Here is a 17,659-nt window from a genome sequence, read left to right as displayed (position 1 = left end):
ACGATTACCCAAGAAGCCCCCACTTCAAACAACCCGTAAGGGTGGTAAGTGGTGGGAGTAGTTCACGAAGCTATTTTTGTACGCTTTCCGTAGCGTAGCAGAGCACTGATCGTGTTTTTAAGTTATGTCGCAGTCTATATCTATTCTCTTAAAGGCAACAGACTTTACGAAAACACCCTTTAATACATGACCCATTCTAGTAAGGGGGAACGATGTTGTTTAAAAAAAAGAAGCAGTCAACGCAACAGGCTAATTATGAAAAAATAATTTTCGATATGTATTACCATCGGGTATATAAAACAGCTTTTTTCATCGTTAAAGATGATTACTTAGCACAAGATGTATTACAAGAGACATTTTTGAAAGTATTTCAACGTATTGATTCGCTTGAAGATGGTAATAAAATGGGCGCATGGATCGGAACAATCACAACGAGAACTGCGATTGATTTTCTCCGGAAGTTAAAGAGAAGAAACGATTTTCCTGTTGACGACGTCTATCAAGATGAAGAGTCATTTTACGAGGAAAATTCATCTGTGGAAAAAATAGTAGAAGATAAGTTTCTCAAAAATTTGGTACAGCAAAATATTCGCAGTTTAGAACCGCCTGAGTATAGGGAAGTGATCATTTTAAAATATGAATATGAACTGCAGGATAAGGAAATTGCAGAAGCTTTAGGGATTAGTATTGGTGCAACAAAGTCTCGTGTTCATCGAGCTAGGATTAAGTTGAAAAGTGTATTAGCTACACAAATTGATGCGGAAGATGGTGAGACTTCATGAAGAATTTAAACGATGAAAAACTGGACCGAATAACGAAAGAAGCTATTCATAGTGAGTTAGAAAATAGTCCAGTTCCACCTATGTCTTCAGAGGAGTCCTGGCAGCAAATCCATCACAGATTAAGTAAACAACGATCTGGTTCTACTAAATCCCGGTACTTTAAAAATAAGTTCGTTTTTGCTGCTGCAGCAATTTTTCTGATTGCCTCACTTGTATTTGCATTACCGCAAAGTGGTGTAGCGTATAGTAAATTAACGGAAGTTTTTCATAATATCCAAGGATCGGTTGTTCAACTGTTTACGAAGGTAGGGGATAAAGGACCAGCCAGTGAAAGACCCCCTAGTTCAGATGAATACGTAATTATAGAAGACTCTGAAATGATTACGAAACAATTAAATTTAGAAGAGGCCCGACAAGAAACAGCCTTCACCATAACCCTTCCCAAATTTGTTCCTGAAGAATTTGTCTTGGAAAGTGTAACCGTTATGATGATAAAAGGGGAACTAAGTGATGATATTTTGTTACATTATGAAGGAGATCAACGTAAATTTACCATCAACCAAAAACAAGTGGGAGATTCGTTTAGTTCTGGAGTGACAGTTGATAACGATGATACACAAGTAGAATCGATTGTTATAAATGACTATCAAGCACAATTGCTACTATTTAAAAATGATGTTTCAGAGTTGTTTTGGGTGACCCAAAGCTTTTATTTTTCAATTAGGGGTGAACTAGCTAAAGAAGAAATTGTTGAGATAGCTAACTCATTATAATAAAGAGAGGGGTCCCCTCTCTACTTAGTTCACATAAATAAAAGGTGTATAACTACTATCCTGTTCAATAGTTCCCAGCTCATTTATCCAGTGGACGTCACGGGTTCGGTAGTAATAACCAGATTGAATTGCCACATTATATAATCTTTATCTCTAACGGTGGAGTTCTGGGCAAGGAAAATGGTTAATGTTGACGAATATTCCAACAGTAATGACACCTAGTGGTGGAAAGTATATATTAAAGTTTAAAAATGATCAAAAGCCAAAGATTCCAGCGAAAAAGCCAAAGATTATATCAAGCTGGCCAAAGATCAGCTGGAAGTGGCCAAAGTTTTCGGTTCAAAAGCCAAAGTTAGACACATTTTTAACTCCAAAGTTATGCGCACATTTGGATTATTTTTACTCAGTTATTTTATTTTTGATTCTCCAACTGTAGGTGGGCAAATCCTTTTTTATATTTGGTTTATAAGTGGTGTATTTTGTATGTCTGCTGTGATAATTTATCTTCAACTTTTTGATAGGCGTACGGGGAAAGGAAAGTGAAACAATATATAGTAGGTATTTTAGTAAGTTGAGCATTATTAGTAATTTTTCTTTAGTTCGGTGGTACTTGTAGTATCTTTTTGATCCAATGAAATATATCAAACTAGCTTTCTATATACTCTTTATACGTCTTAACGTGAAGTGAACACTAGATGTAAATGAGGTGAAACAAAATGTTTAGATGGATATATGAAACATTTTTTGCTAGAACGTTTTCTGTTTATACAACATTGCATGCAGGGGAGCTTTTACAAGCCAAGGACAAACTAAGAGCTGAGGGTATTAGAAAATTTAAAGTGAGTACCAGAGAAAAGCATGAGTTTATGATTACTGGAAGTAAAGGTTCACCTCACACTATTAAAGTCTTCGCAAAGGATTATGAAAAAGCAAAAAAAGCGTTAAAGGATCTAAATAGTAATTAATTGGTCAATACAGGAATAACATTGACGAAGCAAATAAATAAAAAGGATGAGTATGTATGATTAAACTTGAGTATTTTGACCAATCTGATTTCAAGCAGTTGATGAATTGGATTGATTCTGAAGAATTTTTAATGCAATGGGCCGGTCCAGGGTTCAATTACCCATTAGATGAACTTCAGTTACTTAACTATATAAAAGATGCTAACCATGCCAATGCTACTACATTTGCTTATAATGTTATACTTCAGGATTCACGGGAAACTATTGGTCACATTTCTTTAGGGAAAATTGACAGAGAGAATGGATCTGCAAGAATAGGTAGAGTCTTAATTGGTGGTGAAGGTTTGAGAGGACAAGGTATAGGCCAACGAATGATAGAAGATGTATTGAAAATGGCATTTGATACTTTAAAGTTACATAGAGTTAGTCTCGGTGTATTCGATTTTAATAAATCTGCTATATCTTGTTATCAAAAAGCTGGTTTTACGAAAGAGGGTTTGATCAGAGATTATCGAAAAGTTGGAAGTGCCTATTGGAGCTTATGGGAAATGAGTATTTTAGAAGATGAATGGCTGAATAAAAATAATTAATCGCTGGATTTTTCTTCCTTAACGATCTCGATATCCCCATCTTGAAATGTAGTACTACTCACAAGACTTTCTTTAGGAAAAATAAACGTCCAAGGTATACTCGTTTTTGGCTCAACGACAAATGCTGGAATTGTAAATGTATGCTCTGCAATTACCAAATTATCTTCAACGTAACGGAGCTTTGTATTCTGAAAGGAAAAAGATTGTTGAGTAGTATTATGTACAAGTGTGGTTACTAATAAATTTCCTTTATGATTCAACGCTTGCCATAACGATGTAACCTGAATACTGTCATCGAGTAGGAATTCTGTGCTAGCGAAGGCGTCCTCAATTATTTTACGATGTTTCTTGGATACTGTCTTGTCCCATGCCGACTCAAACTGAAGTTTCTGCATCTTTTACACTCCTCTTCGTATCTTTATTTTAAGTACTAGACAATAAAAATACAATAGCCTGAACTCAGAATTTTTAAGATACATACTCTGCCTGATAGGAGTTTTCACCCGCATGCACGGAAAGTAATGTATCTGCGTAACCTACAAGACGGTTTACCAATTCATCAGCTAGTGCGTAAATTAGTGGATGTAATTGGGCATCATACATTTCCGGTACATCAAAGATAATGGTTGTATTTATAAACACTTCCTTATTGCCATACAGGTTGTAATGGATGATAACTTTCCCCGCAGCACCACCTGTTTGTTTGTCTTCAAATCCCGGCAGGAAAACATACCATTCCTCTGCAGTAGCTGAACGGAAATTTTTAGTGAATTTCAGACCTTCCATTTCTTTATCAATTCGTTGTTTAAGATGTGGATCTATTGCATCGACAACATTATCTTTCTTCATAAAAGTCACCTCACTGATTCGATTTTCTTACATCTTATAAATTACCCTTAGAGATAGAATAATATGAGAAGCAAAAATATGGAAAGCATCTATTCAAATAGACACGTTCCATTTAGTTATATATTCAAAAATAAATACAGGTTTAAATAAGCATGTTATCAACCGATAACAAAAGTAAATCTAATTCAAGGGGAAGCCAAATGATTAGTTTACTGAATCTATTCAAAAAGAAAGAAGAAGTTAATCCAAAAAGAGAAAAACAAACCAACCCAACCAACTCCAAAGTAGCTACTAGAAAAGGGGAGATTGGTGAATATAAAATTGATATTCAGCTGTCGCAACTACCAAAAGAATATTTGTATGTGAACGATATTATGATTAAAAACACAAAATCAATTACTGGGTATTCACAAATAGATCATGTTGTCTTAACTCCGTATGGCATTTTTATTATTGAAACAAAAAATTACCAGGGAACTATTTACGGTGGGAAGAATAGAAAGCACTGGTTAATTAATGGCAATTTTAAGATGAAGAACCCATTAATACAGAATTATGGTCATATAGGTGCACTTAAATTAATTCTGGATAAGAAGTTTCACGGTCAATTCATCTCCATTGTTTCTTTCACGAAGCGTTGCACACTTAAAATAGATCCAGAGATCAGAGAGATTTCCTCTGATGAAATTGTGATTTATGACCTATATTTATCCGAAACGATAAAAAGAAAAGTATTAAGAGCTAAACTGAAGCATAAAGAGGTACTGCTTACGATCAATGATATAGAAAACATGTATCGTTCCTTGACTGAGGCAAACATAACGGATACCAATCTAAGAGAAGAACATACCAATAGCATAAAGAATAAGGATCAAAATAACAGCAAATCCATTAAAGCTGCTAAATGTGTCATCTGTCATAAAACGGTCTCCCTAAAAGTAAAAAATTATTGTTTATCCAATAAAAAATTCAATGGCAAGATATATTGCTATGACCATCAAAAATAGGTTAGTTTGTTAACAATGTATAAACATATACAATGAAAATTAAAATAACAGTTAGTGCTATTATATTGCCTGTTTTTGTATAATTAGTTCTATATTTATATGCTTTTTTCGCGTCCATGTAATATCGATCTTCACCAACTTTGATAAAAATTCCTTTAGCTTTTAATTTCCAAAATGTCATTCCTTCTGTGCAGTCAATCTCTTTAAGGGTTTTGGCTGTATCTTCACTTAGTGCACCTTTCGTTTTAAATTTTTCCATATATACCTTTTCCATTTCTGAATCCGTAATTATTTTATCCATGCTTATCCCCCCTTCTAATATTAGATGATATAGGCACCGAAAAAATGTATAGAATAAGGATTAAAATGCCTTCTCTTAAGTAAATAAGCATGGTAAATGATATAGTTTAAGTAACTTAAAATTCTAAAAAGAAGATTGATTTCTAAAAGATTGTTGTTTTTGCCACAATAGATATAAAATGCGACGTAACTTGATGTGACGGTTAACCTACCGCTACGGAAATACACTTCGCTTTCACCCATCCGGGTACAAGTGCGACATCTGCTTCGTTTCACTGCGCAGTGTCTTCTACCCGTGGGCGGCTGATGAGCCTCCTCGAGCTAACGCTCTGCGGGGTCTCAGGCTAGGCCTCTGCTCCCACAGGATAAGGAAAGCTACATAGCTAGACATCGCACGCAGAAAATCGGTTTGTATTTTCAAGGAGTCTACGTGTATTTCCTCCGCTGTTATTTCCGTTACTGTCGTGGGACTGTATCTGTATTAATAAAACCCCTTACCAGTCAGGGTGAGCGGAGGGCGGTGACTCCTGCGGGAACAGCACGTGTCTGAAGACCCCGCAGAGTGGTTTTCTCGAGGAGGCTGAGGCCGTGCCCGCGGAAAGCATCCGCCCGTAGCGATCCCAGACGGCAGCAATAGCGAGCGTTCTTAGAAATAAGCCTAAGTTACGTCGCATTTTACATCAACTATGAAGGTAAAAAGCAACAAAACTTACAAATAGAGCCAAATAGGGAAAGGTTGATATTGATGGAAAAAGTGATATTGGATGTGGATACTGGAATAGATGATGCATTAGCGATACTACTTGCTCTTGAGAGTAAACAGCTTGATGTTTTGGGAATTACAGCTGTAAATGGGAATGTTCCGTTAGATTATGTAATGAGAAACAGCAAAAAGGTATTAAAACATATGGGTAATGACGAAATCAACGTATTTAGAGGTGCAAGCCACCCTATTTTAAAAGAATCGTTTCATGAATTCCGTGTGCATGGTGCTGATGGGCTTGGTGGAGCACTTCAAGACATAGAAGTCGACGAGACAGAACCAGGCATTTTTGCCCCAGATTTTATCATTGAACAGGTTCAGAAGTATCCAGGAGAGGTAACCCTTATTATGGTTGGACCGTTAACTAATCTAGCGCTAGCACTTCGGAAAGAACCAAGACTTAGTAAGTGGGTTAAACAAGTGGTGGTGATGGGAGGACTTATCTCTGAAGGTGGACAGGGAAATGTATTACCTACTTCTGAGTTTAATATGTTTGCTGATGCAGAAGCCGCCAAGATTGTTTTCCATTCAGGCAGCCCAGTTAAACTTGTAAGTTTAGATGTGACAATGAAAACGTTTCTGACCAAAGAACATGTAGAATGGTTACATGGAACCAAGTATTATGATTTCATTAAAGAAAGTACAGAAATATACCGTGCATTGAGTGAACAAAAAATTGGAATAAATGGATGTGCTTTACATGACCCGTTAACGGTTGGTGTTGTATTAGACCCTACACTCGTTACAACTGCAAAATACTTTGTCGATGTGGAGACAAAGAGTGACTTAAGCTATGGCCAAACGATCTGTGATTTCAAGAATTTATGGAATCAAACACCAAATGTAGAAATTTGCTTAACGGTTGATCATGAGCGGTTTATTACGCTGTTTTTGGATAGGGTAAAAAGATAGATGGCAAAGAAGAAATTTTTAGATTCAGATATGAAAGTAGCAATTAAAGGATATCTTTGAAACGGTAGATCACCGAATAGCTGTCGGTTGGGCTACAGACTGTTCAGAACATATCCTCCCGTATTTTGAAAAGATATATTCACAAGATCAACGGCCAAGCAAAGCTATTGAGGTAGGTCGGGCATGAGTACAGGGGGAAATAGGTGTAACGGAAGCCCGAACGGCTGCGTTTGCTGCTCATCGTGCTGCTCGTTGAGTCTGATGACAAAGCGGCTATTTCTGCAGCACGCTCAACTGGACAAGCTGTCGCTGCTTCCCATACGATTGGTCATAAATCCATGCATCCATCTAAGCTACTAATTATGATGCTGATGCTGTTTCTTTTGAACGAACGTGTCAGTTCACCATCTAGTAGAGTTGAATGAGACCTTATTTTGAAGCTAGTCAACAGCCAAGTGTGCCAAACGTGATGGTCCCTAAAGTCAATTGTTTAATCTTTCTTCCTTTTGAGATTTTAGCAGTACTCTTAGTAAACTTATGAGGAAAAGGGTTTATTACATGATTAGTGTTTAGAAATGCCATTGCAGCGTGTCATATATCTGCTAAAAAAGTAAATAATACCTTTTAATGTCCTATTAAAGGGAGAGATACTAATCATGTATGATATTATGCGCATTTTTTTACTTCAGATAGTCTTGGTACCAATATTGTCACTTCGAATTATTTTTGTCGTGAAGAACGTGATCTTTTTGGCTACCATATTTGGTTTTTTAGAGGCGTTGATTTATGTATTCGGCTTATCGATTGTACTGAGTGGAGATCAGAACATAGCGGAAATGTTAGTTTATGCATTTGGGTTTGGAATAGGTATTTATATTGGGGGACTAGTTGAGGATAAATTATCTATTGGCTATACGACGCTTACTGTTAATTTAATTAATAAAAATACAGAACTTGTAGAGAAGCTTAGAAATGAGGGGTTTGGCGTAACTGTTTTTGAAGGTACAGGAATGGACGGGATACGTTACCAGTTGCAAATCCTTACAAGTCGAAGTTTAGAAGAAAAACTTATGGAAATGATTGAGCACGATGAACCCCATGCATTTATTATCTCTTATGAACCACGTAAGTTTAAAGGGGGTTATCTTCTTAAAGCAATGAAGAAGAAGCTGAAGAAGTAGGTCATTTAAAAAATATCGTATTCTCAAATAGAAATAAAGAATATACTGTTAAGAAGGGTAAAAGTCTAGTATCTAGTCAAGGAAACTGGGGAGGAAAAAATTGAAAGATGAAATTGTCGTGATAACTGGAGCTAATTCTGGAATTGGCAAGGCTGCTGCTATTAAGTTTGCAGCAGAAGGTTACACAGTAATTATGGCTTGTCGTAACCTGGAGTTAAGTCGTGAAACTCAAAAAGAAATCATAGCAGTATCAAACAATGATCAGGTTAAACTTATGGAATTGGATACTGCCTCTTTTGCATCGATCCGTACTTTTTGCTCAGCTTTTAAAAGTCAGTATGACAAACTGGACATCTTAATTCATAATGCTGCTTATATGAATCATGGTGAAAAATATCGGCTAAGTCCTGACAATATTGAATTGACTTTTGCAACCAATGTATTTGGCCCTTATCTGATCACAACATTATTGTTGGATGATCTTAAAAAATCGAAGAATCCGAGGATCCTTCACGCTTGCAGTAATATCATTAAACATTTTTTTGACCCAAAAAGAAAAATAGATTTTGATCAGTTGCAAGGTCAAAAAAAAGACAGCAAGCGCCACAGTGTTTATAAGAATTATTGTGCCTCTAAAATGGCATTGTTAATGGTAACGTTCAAGATGGCAGATGTTTATCAAAATGATGGCGTTAAAGTAAATGCCTTACAAATTAATGGAGCTAAAATGTCAAAGGCTACATTACGTAAAGTAAAACCCCATTGGAGAATTATTGCACGAATTCAAAATCTGTATTTTCCATCGCCTTCTGTGATGGCTCAACATTATTTTGATATCTGTACTTCGGATAAATTTGAAACTATCACTGGTAAATTAATAGACCATAAACAAAAAATGATGCAGCAACCACCAAGTCATAACCCTAACGTGATCACACAAATTAAACAGATCACCGGTTCAAAGGTTTATCCAGCATATGCAGCTAATCCAGAAATCCAGGAAAAGTTGTGGGAGTTATGCAATTCCTTAACTAATAAAAACATGGTTACACCATCGAGTGAACAACATGCATAGAATTATGTTAGGATAGAAGCAAAGTTTTTAAAGAGGTGAGAAAATGTCGAATAGTGATGAATGTTTATTTGCCATGCTGATTTATTTGCTCAGCATATTTTTCCCGGTTTTAGGTCCATTACTAATCTGGTTGCTTAAAAGGGACGATTCTGATTTTGTTGACTTTCATGGTAAGGAATATTTTAACTTTTTGATTTCATATACCATTTATGGTGTTATTAGTTCTATTTTAATGCTCGTTTTAATAGGCTTCATATTAATTTTTGTAGTTGGAATCATGGTATTAATATTTACGATTATTGGTTTAGTTAAAGCAAACAATGGTGAAAGATACCGAATACCATTTGTTTTTAGGATTATAAAGTAATCAAAATATAAACTAAATCTACAACAGCGGTGAAGTAACTTCATTCATCGCTGTTTTAACGTTTGCTAGGACTTTAGCCGTATTGTTGGGAATGTTTTGTTAAATAGATTCCTCAGAATAGGCCCCCCAATGCTCCCACTTATAACGATTGTAGTTATGATAACTACTTTTTATCTAAAACTACAATCGAAAAAAGCAGGACTTATGGGGCACTAAAGAAGTTAACTTAATGTTACAATTATAATAAAAAATTAGTTTAAGATGGCTAAAGGGGTTTACTTGTGGAAAATGCTATTCAACGAAAAGTTAGAAAATTTTTACTACCTAGTTGCGAATTGTATGTCATGTCTTGTCGTTTATAAGGTTTCGTTTTACCGAATGGCTATGATATTGTTTCTGAGAAAATAAATAGTTTAACGAAACAGGAGCTAATTCTAATTGATAAAGGAGGTAAATAATGATTAAAGAACTTCAGTCGCGCCATGAAATAATAGCAGCATTTCCTATTATGAAGCAGTTGCGAGCACACCTTGATGAAAGTACCTATCTTGATTTAGTTGAGGATGCACAAGAGCAAGACAGATATAAACTGTTTGCTTTATTTGAAGCTAATGAAATGGTAGCAGTAATAGGTTTTAAGCCGATGATCACGCTATATTATGGCAGATTTGTTTGGGTTTGTGACTTAGTAACAGATATGAATAAGCGCTCCAATGGATACGGCGAAAAATTACTTACATATGTTCACCAATGGGCAGAGGAAAATAAGTATGAAAGTGTTGCTTTATCTTCTGGATTACAGCGTACAGACGCACATCGTTTTTATAAAGACAGGATGGGGTATGACAGGGTAAGTTATGTGTTTAAAAATTCTTTAGGGGGAGAATGATGGAAGCCGTACTTCCAGTTTTAGCATTATTTCTAGTTATTTTGAACTTTAAATTAAGCAGATGGTTATTTAAAGAGAGAAGAAAAAGGATTTCCGAAACAGATGGTGAAATTATTCACCGCTGGGTAGGCTTTGCTCTTGGAATTATCGGTGCGGGTGTTTATGTTTATATCACGGTAATTGCAGAGAGTACTAGTGTAATGTGGTTTTTTCTATGTTTTATACTACTGTTACTCAGTTATCAATCCTTTATGGAGTGGAAGTATTTAGTAGGTACAAAACAATTTGTTATTCCACTAATTTTAATGGTACTTGGTATAACTTGTATTGTGGGGATATTTTACATAAACGAACAGTTGAAATATACAACATTTCAAAAGGTCGTTGCTGACCAACTCAACGAGGATAGCACTGTTAGATACATAACTATCTATATAAACGATCCTACCGAGTCCATACCAAAGACAGAGGCAAGTACAACTATTTAAAATGAGGGCCTGATTAATCTTATTTTGAAAGACTTATCAGAAATGGAACTCAAAAAAGTCGAGGGTTATTATAAGTACAGGGATTACATTTTACAAATAGTCACTACTAACCAAGTTAAAGAGGATCATTATTCTACTGAGAGTATTTATATTGATTTAGACAATGGTTACATCAACATATCTGAGGGGTATCCTGGTAGTTATGAAGTTGTCAGTGATACAAATCATTTACAGACGATTGAATCGCTTGTAGAGAATGAAGAAGTCGATTGGGATTATAGAGATGATTAAGCCTTTTAATCATTATTTTGAACAATAGATTCAAAGCTGATTAAACAAAGTTTATAAAAACGATTGCCGTTACTAGTACAACAGCGATAACAGAAATAAATAATAGTGACATTTTACGTGAGATATTCGCATTTTGTTGATCCTGCCAATTGTTAGGTTTAATACCACTTAACCAGAATACAATCACAGCTGAGAGAAGTATGGAGTTAACGTTTACCATTAATAGTATAAATGGAACCAAAGCTTCGGCCCATCTACCTGTCCCGATAACCATACCGAAAACAACAGCAGGCGGCAGCAAAGCAACGGATACCATAACTCCAACAAGAGCTCCTTCATTTCGCTTGATAAAGGATAGTGCTCCTGCAGCACCAGCCGCAAGCGCAGCAACAACATCAATAATTTGGATATCTGTTCTTGCTATAAACTCCTCACTATATACTGGTGCTTGGAAGAAGAAACTAAATGCAGTGGCAACCAGGATTGGAATACCTATTCCAAATAAAGAAGTGAGTAGGGATTGACGAATTAACTTGAAATCGCCAAGAACCGAAGCAAATGAAACAGCTGTTACAGGACCAATAACTGGGGCAATTACCATAGCTCCAATTACAATAGCAGGACTGTTTTTTATGATGCCGATTGTTGCAACAATTGAAGAAAATAGGATAAACCACATATAGCTAACACTCATATGACTCGATCCTTCAACAGCAGTAAATAATTCATGCCGGCTAGCTCGCTGCAGATCTTTTTCTTCATCCTTTTGATCCTTTTTTTCTCTAGGAAGATAGGTTTTAACAGGCAGTAACATGACTTGATATGCGTCATCACCACCAGGCATTCTCTCCAAATAATTCAGGATTTGTTCCACATCATTTGTTTCCATAAGGATACGTGTCAGCTTTTTATCCTTGGATTCCCTGGAAACCCAGTAGGAAACAACAGGAAATTCCTCCTGAATATCTTCCATGTCTAAAAAATTGTCTGGTGCGTAAATTTCTACTAATTGTAATGTCATATGGATCCGACTCCTGTTATCTAAGAAGAATTCTTATGCCTTTATTGTTGCCCTTATTTGCTTCTTCATAACGAAAAAATAAGTTATTTAATTTCTTAGGGCATAAAAAGGAAATATAACCATTAAATAGAATGACTATTAGGATTAAGTATTTTTAAAGTGGTGGATAAAGTGAAAACATCCGTTGGAAGTGGAAAAACAACTTTATCAAGAGATTTGTTACCAGTAAGCATAAGTTGGGTAGACTCTTTGATTCAATACGGTTTAGAAAATGTATAAAGGTCTACATAAAGGGTTAGAGATCTTGCAGGAGTGGAAAAAGGTTGCTGTCAGGTTACTTGAATTATTTGCTTTTCTATCTATTGGCTTATTCTTTATTGAATATATTTTAAAAAGATTTATGAGCGGTTTGGAATAGAATTTATAGGGGATGTTTGGGGCAATTGGTTCGGTGTTTCTTACATCTTGTTTGTTCTATACACGTTGATAGTTGGATTAAGTATACTAAAAAGTAACACTTACTTTAGAAAGCGGCTAACATCCACCTTTTTTTAGGTTCAACTTACATCGTATGTATTCCTTTTGTTAAAGGTGAGAATCCATTTTGAGTAGATTAATAGTTAAGGAGAATAAGTCATGAAACAAATAACGTTTGATCATATTTATACCCTTGGACATGTTGTGTATGAAAATAATCAATATAGGCACTTTCATTATCCGGAAATGTTAATCAGGTATGATAGTAATTTTCTTGATTTTAAAAAATTTCCCTCTTTGCTGGAATTAAAAGAGGCTGAAAACTACTTGAGATTATTCCATTTGAAATACGGCCAAAAGCATGTGAAGTTTTATTTCCCAGCTAACGAGAAACCCACGGTAGAAATACTTGATTACCTGCATCATTCGGGTTATGAAACAGGGTATCTCGAATTATATTCGATAGAGCCTGCTCAATTTCCGATAGTGGAGTATAATCCCGATATTGAGGTGGATTATGTTACAGAAAAGAACTTCGAAACATTTTTAAAACTGCAATATGAGCAAGATTTACAATTTGGAAGTGAATTTGCAGATGAAAAAGTAAAGTTGCATAAACGTAACTTTAGAGATGAAATGGTTATCCAGATCATGGCGTTTTATAAAGGAATTCCAGCGGGGTCAGTAGATGTTATGATTGCAGGTGAAACAGCTGAAATAGATAATTTAAATGTAAATGAATCATTTCAGAGAAAAGGGATTGGAAGCAGATTGCAACAATTTGTTACGGAGGAGTTTTCTGATAAGACTATAATTCTCGTTGCGGATGGTGAAGACACGCCTAAAGAAATGTATAGAAGGCAAAACTATCAATATCTTGGATTTAAATATGAAACACAAAAGATTTATAAGGATTAATTGTACTAACATTTTTGATATAATATGAAATGTGTAATGGGTGGTGGCGTAATCTCCCTTTTGAAAGGGGGTGATGCCTATAATGACAGTATTCGGGATGTTGTTTCTTATGACCGCGTTTGCGATGTTAATGGTTTCTAACAAAAAATAACCACCCTAGCCTAGTAAGCATTTAGGGTGGTTACTTTATCACTATGTATGTGAGCCGTCCCCTTAAAGGGCTATTACACACATAGGCTAAAATGGTGTTCGTAGCACCGTTTTAGTCTTTATTATTTATATGATTATCTATATTAAGTATACCTTATTTTTTACGATGTTTAAACATGTTATGGTCTAAAGTGAGTATTTTGGATAATAATGTGAACACCTATGTTAAACTATCTTTAAGATTACTCTAGATAGTAGTTACTTAGGGGAGTGAGAAAATGCAAGACTTGTCAAAGCGCTATATTATTTTTGGTGTCTTACTTGGATTTGCACTTATTTTTAACTTATTAAGCTATAACAAGATCAGTGATTTGGAAGAAAGGTTGCACGTGCTAGATAACATGCAACAAGATGTTCAAAATGTAAGCTATTCGGTAGAAAACATATCCTCCGATTTACATATGCAAATGGATGAATTTTTACAAGAACAGTTATGGATTCCGGAAAAAGAATTTCAAACTGCAGATGTTGATATTGATAACAATACCATTAATGTGACGGTGAAGTGGAGCATGCGTGATCTTTTACAAGAAGAGAAAGTAGCTTTTTTGTACCGAGAAGAAAATGATATAGAATGGACGGAACTTGAAGTAACTCATACTAGCGGACTAAATTATTCACTGGAACATTCATTTCCGCTTAGAGGAAATTACGAGACACAAGTAATAGCCACTTCAGATGATGGAAAAAGAAGCGAAGACTTGTTACGTTTAAATTTTAAAGAACAGTTGGAGAATCGAATTATGATAGACGCCTTTTTACATCCAGTTGCTCAAGGTGAGTTTGATATGAATATCGATATTAGTAATCCTTTAGGAAAAGAGTCCATGCTAGCGGGTGAAAAAGATGATTTTAGAATGAAAAGTGCCAGAGCATTTGTCTCCGTGGATGGAGAAGTAATAAAAGAGATTGATTTACTGAAAGATAATGAAAATTTCCGTTCCGATCCATATAATGAGGGGATCTTTTATCAAGATTTCTTAAGCCTTGAAGATAAAATAGGAAAGAGCGAGGGCAGTGTAGAACTTCGTGTCGTTGTAGAGGATGAATTAGGGTTGAAATATGAAACGGAAACTTCTATGTAACAAAATCATTTAGAGTAGAATCAATCCGTAATGTTTGATTTAGACATGTAGACTTTAACAGCGGAATTCAGACTTTTATCAGCAAATTCTCGAATTTATCAGCGAAATTTAAATTTTATCAGCATATTTCAATGATTTATCAGCACTTTTTCCCTCAACAGCAAGTGATTTTTGAATTTAGATAAAATTAGTTGTTGACTCTGTGGTGCATCCTACAGTTCGTTCAGAAAGTGGAACAGGAAGCGTTAAAAAGTTAACCAATAGCTACTTAAAGGAGGTAATGAAACTGGATAGTGTCACCAAGTCCTATTTTGAAGATCTTCAATCGCAAGATAAAGACATACGATACGAGGCATTTATTTATATTCTTAAATCTACAGAAGAAAAAGTGGAATGGACATACGAAGTCTGGGATAAATTGATCGATGACTTAACAGATGCTAACAATCATCGGAGAGCAATCGCAGCACAACTTCTAAGTAATTTATCGATAAGTGATCCAGAGAAAAGGATATTAAAAGATTTCCCTGCTTTAATGGAAGTGACAAAAGATAAACGTTTTGTTACGGCAAGGCATAGTCTGCAGTCTATATGGAAAGTTGGGCTCGCTGGTGAAGAGCAAAAAGAAATGGTTGTGAGTGGTCTAAAAGAGCGCTACAAAAATTGTATAAATGAAAAAAACTACACATTAATCCGGTACGATATCATCAAAAGTCTAAAAAAATTGGACGATCATGTGCAGGATGATTCCATATCGAAACAAGCGATTGATTTGATTGAGTTAGAGGAAGATAACAAGTACCAAAAGAAATATGCTAGTGTATGGAAAAATAAAAAGTAGCTCTGGTAAATTTACATGTGATTCCTGGTTGTTTATAAGAATGTTGATCAATTACGTCTTTATAAACTATCTTGAAAGAGAAAAGGCTCGTGTAATCGAAGCCATGCTCAAACCATAAATGTAAAATTATGTAAATTAATTAGTATCCTTAATATAGTGCACACTATCTAACAAGAAGAGTGCTCTGATAACTTTAAAGGGATGAAATACATAATGCATGTTCTTACAGCCATCATTAGTATTATTGCTGTTTTTATATTTGGGAATTGGAGGAACTGGAAGAAGTATCATGCTACGCTGATCTTTTTTGCGCTAGGAAATTTGGCTTATAATTTCTTAACAGCAAATTATTTTTTGTGGCGTTTAGATGCTGATTTTCTGTCCAATCACACCATGACTGAGATGTCATATACATTTATTGTTTTCCCGGCGACAGGACTTTTATTTTTAGATAATTATCCTGAAGAAGTCATGAAACAAATTGGACATACCTTACAGTGGATCTTCATATACGCGGTTTGGGAATTTGTTTTTAATGTAACAGGTGATATTGAGTATCAATATGGATGGACGTATTGGTGGTCTGTAGCCGTTCTGTTTGTCATGTTTCCTATATTGAAGCTGCATGTCGAACATCCATTGATCGCCTATGTGTTGTTTGGTGTTGTTGCAATTGTCCTTATTTGGTGGTTTGAGGTTCCTGTTCATGTGCCTGTTGAAGAGAGATAATAAAAGGGAATGGCTCAGTTACGTATAATCTGAGCCGTTTAAAATCCTTATAATGTCTGCCATCTATCTTTATCCATACCATATAAAATCCATGGAGAAGGCAGTTCAAATTGGTGGTTAGCGGGGAGAGCAAGCGCTTTCTCCTTTGTTAAATCCATCCATATGTATGTTTCTTCTTCTGTTTCCTTTGCCAGCTTGTGATAATCTCTTGATATGGTTTCCCACAATCCTTTTTGTGATGTAAGATCATCCCAAGGATACACGGCATGTAAATAATGATATTTTTTTTGATCTGTTTTAGTAATGAGCGCTCTTGTTTTAGCGTCGTTTTCGTAAAAAGACCATTTACTTATATCGTTATCTTGAAATAATTCCTTTGAGACGGGGAAAGGATAATAGCATTCGTATGGGAATACTGACGATGAGTTTCCATACATTTTTTTTAGCCAATCTTTTTTTTGCTGTAAATCTGTGACGGGATTCCATGTGTTTGAGTCCGTTTCTAGTGCGGAGGTATCCTTTGTAGCAGCTGCGTGTAGTGCGGAATATGGATTTAATCCAATCTTCTCCATCACACGTCGAGCAGCAATGTTGAACTCTTGTGTATTTGCTCCTACCCACTGAATGTCGTCTAGTTGAAATGCTTCGTCCCTCATATGAGCCATTAGTTTGGTTGCGTAAGCGTTTTGCTTGAATCGTTGATCGGTTCTTAATCTCCCTAACATCGCATAGCGCTTAGCATAAATAGAGTGTCCTCCCATGCTTACCATTTGGCCATCCAAGAATAATCCAAATAAACGATTGTTACCTGTTGTGAGTCTACTGAAAATCTGTTTGACGTAATCATCCTCAATTCCCGTGTCCATTGCTTCTAGAAATGGATAGTCATCGATATCCAGAACTCTAATTGTATCATTCATTGTCTTCCACTCCCTGTACTTTCTATCTAGATGCTAGTTTGCATGATTCATTATAAACTTTTGGATATAAACTTACACTTCTCGTGATTTAGAGAAGGCTGTTTCCCCAGGAATTGTTGCTTTTCATCTTCATAGTTGATATGTAATGCGACGTAACGCTTGGTTGATTTCTATAAGTTGTGCTATTGCCGCCGTCCGGGATCGCTCCCAATGTCATCAACTTAAG

The 17,659-nt window shown here is 35.6% G+C and carries 24 protein-coding genes; 19 read left to right on the top strand and 5 right to left on the bottom strand.

The genetic code is table 11. The features are described from left to right. The first annotated feature begins 215 nt into the window (after positions 1–215). The 5 genes from ACFQ3N_RS15185 to ACFQ3N_RS15165 all read left to right on the top strand — a co-directional run bounded on the left by ACFQ3N_RS15185 (position 216) and on the right by ACFQ3N_RS15165 (position 3,110). Entirely contained in the window at positions 216–782 is a 567-nt protein-coding gene (locus ACFQ3N_RS15185; RefSeq protein ID WP_390363386.1) for an RNA polymerase sigma factor, read from the top strand. Continuing rightward, the gene (locus ACFQ3N_RS15180; RefSeq protein WP_390363385.1) at positions 779–1,555 is read left to right on the top strand and encodes a DUF4367 domain-containing protein; all 777 of its coding nucleotides are present in this window, start codon (positions 779–781) and stop codon (positions 1,553–1,555) included. The genes ACFQ3N_RS15185 and ACFQ3N_RS15180 overlap by 4 nt, the downstream gene beginning before the upstream one ends. A gap of 187 nt (positions 1,556–1,742) precedes the next feature. Next, positions 1,743–1,991: a hypothetical protein gene (locus ACFQ3N_RS15175; protein WP_390363384.1), complete on the top strand. Its 249-nt coding sequence runs from the start codon at positions 1,743–1,745 to the stop codon at positions 1,989–1,991. 280 nt (positions 1,992–2,271) lie between these two features. Continuing rightward, on the top strand, positions 2,272–2,520 hold the full coding sequence (locus ACFQ3N_RS15170; RefSeq protein ID WP_390363383.1) for a hypothetical protein: 249 nt from the start codon (positions 2,272–2,274) through the stop codon (positions 2,518–2,520). A 56-nt stretch (positions 2,521–2,576) separates the two neighbouring features. Next, complete coding sequence (locus ACFQ3N_RS15165; protein WP_390363382.1) at positions 2,577–3,110, top strand: GNAT family N-acetyltransferase; 534 nt, start codon at positions 2,577–2,579, stop codon at positions 3,108–3,110. On the opposite strand, the gene ACFQ3N_RS15160 is transcribed toward ACFQ3N_RS15165, so the two are convergent. Together ACFQ3N_RS15160 and ACFQ3N_RS15155 are read right to left on the bottom strand one after the other, a co-directional pair. Further along, positions 3,107–3,505 carry an SLAP domain-containing protein gene (locus tag ACFQ3N_RS15160; protein WP_390363381.1) on the bottom strand — a complete coding sequence of 133 codons (399 nt, stop codon included), beginning with the start codon at positions 3,503–3,505 and terminating at the stop codon, positions 3,107–3,109. The genes ACFQ3N_RS15165 and ACFQ3N_RS15160 overlap by 4 nt on opposite strands. 73 nt (positions 3,506–3,578) lie before the next feature. After that, positions 3,579–3,959 (bottom strand): hypothetical protein, encoded by a 381-nt coding sequence (locus ACFQ3N_RS15155; protein ID WP_390363380.1) that lies wholly within the window; start codon positions 3,957–3,959, stop codon positions 3,579–3,581. Positions 3,960–4,159: 200 nt separating this feature from the next. Between ACFQ3N_RS15155 and ACFQ3N_RS15150 the strand changes: the two genes are divergently transcribed. Then, entirely contained in the window at positions 4,160–4,966 is an 807-nt protein-coding gene (locus ACFQ3N_RS15150) for a nuclease-related domain-containing protein (RefSeq protein ID WP_390363379.1), read from the top strand. Position 4,967: 1 nt separating this feature from the next. Here ACFQ3N_RS15150 and ACFQ3N_RS15145 read toward each other — a convergent pair whose 3' ends face one another. Then, positions 4,968–5,267 carry a hypothetical protein gene (locus tag ACFQ3N_RS15145; protein WP_390363378.1) on the bottom strand — a complete coding sequence of 100 codons (300 nt, stop codon included), beginning with the start codon at positions 5,265–5,267 and terminating at the stop codon, positions 4,968–4,970. 744 nt (positions 5,268–6,011) lie between these two features. Between ACFQ3N_RS15145 and ACFQ3N_RS15140 the strand changes: the two genes are divergently transcribed. From ACFQ3N_RS15140 to ACFQ3N_RS15100, 9 genes are all read left to right on the top strand, one after another. Beyond that, positions 6,012–6,941 carry a nucleoside hydrolase gene (locus ACFQ3N_RS15140; RefSeq protein WP_390363377.1) on the top strand — a complete coding sequence of 310 codons (930 nt, stop codon included), beginning with the start codon at positions 6,012–6,014 and terminating at the stop codon, positions 6,939–6,941. A 52-nt stretch (positions 6,942–6,993) separates the two neighbouring features. After that, positions 6,994–7,128, top strand: coding sequence for a putative immunity protein (locus tag ACFQ3N_RS15135; protein WP_390363388.1), 135 nt, complete (start codon positions 6,994–6,996; stop codon positions 7,126–7,128). Positions 7,129–7,183: 55 nt separating this feature from the next. Beyond that, positions 7,184–7,366 (top strand): hypothetical protein, encoded by a 183-nt coding sequence (locus ACFQ3N_RS15130; RefSeq protein ID WP_390363376.1) that lies wholly within the window; start codon positions 7,184–7,186, stop codon positions 7,364–7,366. Positions 7,367–7,597: 231 nt separating this feature from the next. Next, positions 7,598–8,122, top strand: coding sequence for a DUF5698 domain-containing protein (locus ACFQ3N_RS15125; protein WP_390363375.1), 525 nt, complete (start codon positions 7,598–7,600; stop codon positions 8,120–8,122). A 100-nt stretch (positions 8,123–8,222) separates the two neighbouring features. Beyond that, positions 8,223–9,197: an SDR family NAD(P)-dependent oxidoreductase gene (locus ACFQ3N_RS15120; RefSeq protein ID WP_390363374.1), complete on the top strand. Its 975-nt coding sequence runs from the start codon at positions 8,223–8,225 to the stop codon at positions 9,195–9,197. 43 nt (positions 9,198–9,240) lie between these two features. Continuing rightward, on the top strand, positions 9,241–9,564 hold the full coding sequence (locus tag ACFQ3N_RS15115) for a DUF4870 domain-containing protein (RefSeq protein WP_390363373.1): 324 nt from the start codon (positions 9,241–9,243) through the stop codon (positions 9,562–9,564). Positions 9,565–10,021: 457 nt separating this feature from the next. Then, entirely contained in the window at positions 10,022–10,453 is a 432-nt protein-coding gene (locus tag ACFQ3N_RS15110; RefSeq protein ID WP_390363372.1) for a GNAT family N-acetyltransferase, read from the top strand. Continuing rightward, entirely contained in the window at positions 10,453–10,941 is a 489-nt protein-coding gene (locus ACFQ3N_RS15105; RefSeq protein ID WP_390363371.1) for a DUF4181 domain-containing protein, read from the top strand. Before ACFQ3N_RS15110 ends, ACFQ3N_RS15105 begins: the two co-directional genes overlap by 1 nt. A gap of 42 nt (positions 10,942–10,983) precedes the next feature. After that, positions 10,984–11,232, top strand: coding sequence for a hypothetical protein (locus tag ACFQ3N_RS15100; RefSeq protein ID WP_390363370.1), 249 nt, complete (start codon positions 10,984–10,986; stop codon positions 11,230–11,232). Between the two features lie 40 nt (positions 11,233–11,272). On the opposite strand, the gene ACFQ3N_RS15095 is transcribed toward ACFQ3N_RS15100, so the two are convergent. Further along, complete coding sequence (locus tag ACFQ3N_RS15095; protein ID WP_390363369.1) at positions 11,273–12,253, bottom strand: TIGR00341 family protein; 981 nt, start codon at positions 12,251–12,253, stop codon at positions 11,273–11,275. 636 nt (positions 12,254–12,889) lie between these two features. Between ACFQ3N_RS15095 and ACFQ3N_RS15090 the strand changes: the two genes are divergently transcribed. From ACFQ3N_RS15090 to ACFQ3N_RS15075, 4 genes are all read left to right on the top strand, one after another. Next, on the top strand, positions 12,890–13,648 hold the full coding sequence (locus tag ACFQ3N_RS15090; RefSeq protein WP_390363368.1) for a GNAT family N-acetyltransferase: 759 nt from the start codon (positions 12,890–12,892) through the stop codon (positions 13,646–13,648). A 428-nt stretch (positions 13,649–14,076) separates the two neighbouring features. Further along, complete coding sequence (locus ACFQ3N_RS15085; protein WP_390363367.1) at positions 14,077–14,943, top strand: hypothetical protein; 867 nt, start codon at positions 14,077–14,079, stop codon at positions 14,941–14,943. A gap of 286 nt (positions 14,944–15,229) precedes the next feature. Next, the gene (locus ACFQ3N_RS15080) at positions 15,230–15,784 is read left to right on the top strand and encodes a hypothetical protein (protein WP_390363387.1); all 555 of its coding nucleotides are present in this window, start codon (positions 15,230–15,232) and stop codon (positions 15,782–15,784) included. A 213-nt stretch (positions 15,785–15,997) separates the two neighbouring features. Continuing rightward, the gene (locus ACFQ3N_RS15075; RefSeq protein WP_390363366.1) at positions 15,998–16,513 is read left to right on the top strand and encodes a CBO0543 family protein; all 516 of its coding nucleotides are present in this window, start codon (positions 15,998–16,000) and stop codon (positions 16,511–16,513) included. Between the two features lie 47 nt (positions 16,514–16,560). Here the strand turns inward: ACFQ3N_RS15075 and ACFQ3N_RS15070 are convergent, their stop codons facing one another. Beyond that, positions 16,561–17,433 (bottom strand): GNAT family N-acetyltransferase, encoded by an 873-nt coding sequence (locus ACFQ3N_RS15070; protein WP_390363365.1) that lies wholly within the window; start codon positions 17,431–17,433, stop codon positions 16,561–16,563. Positions 17,434–17,659 lie beyond the last annotated feature (226 nt).

The organism is Virgibacillus byunsanensis (assembly GCF_042675965.1).
Lineage (GTDB): Bacteria > Bacillota > Bacilli > Bacillales > Amphibacillaceae > Virgibacillus_R > Virgibacillus_R byunsanensis.
The sequence above is the reverse complement of the archived record's forward strand: the minus strand, read 5'-3'. Positions and strand labels throughout refer to the sequence as shown.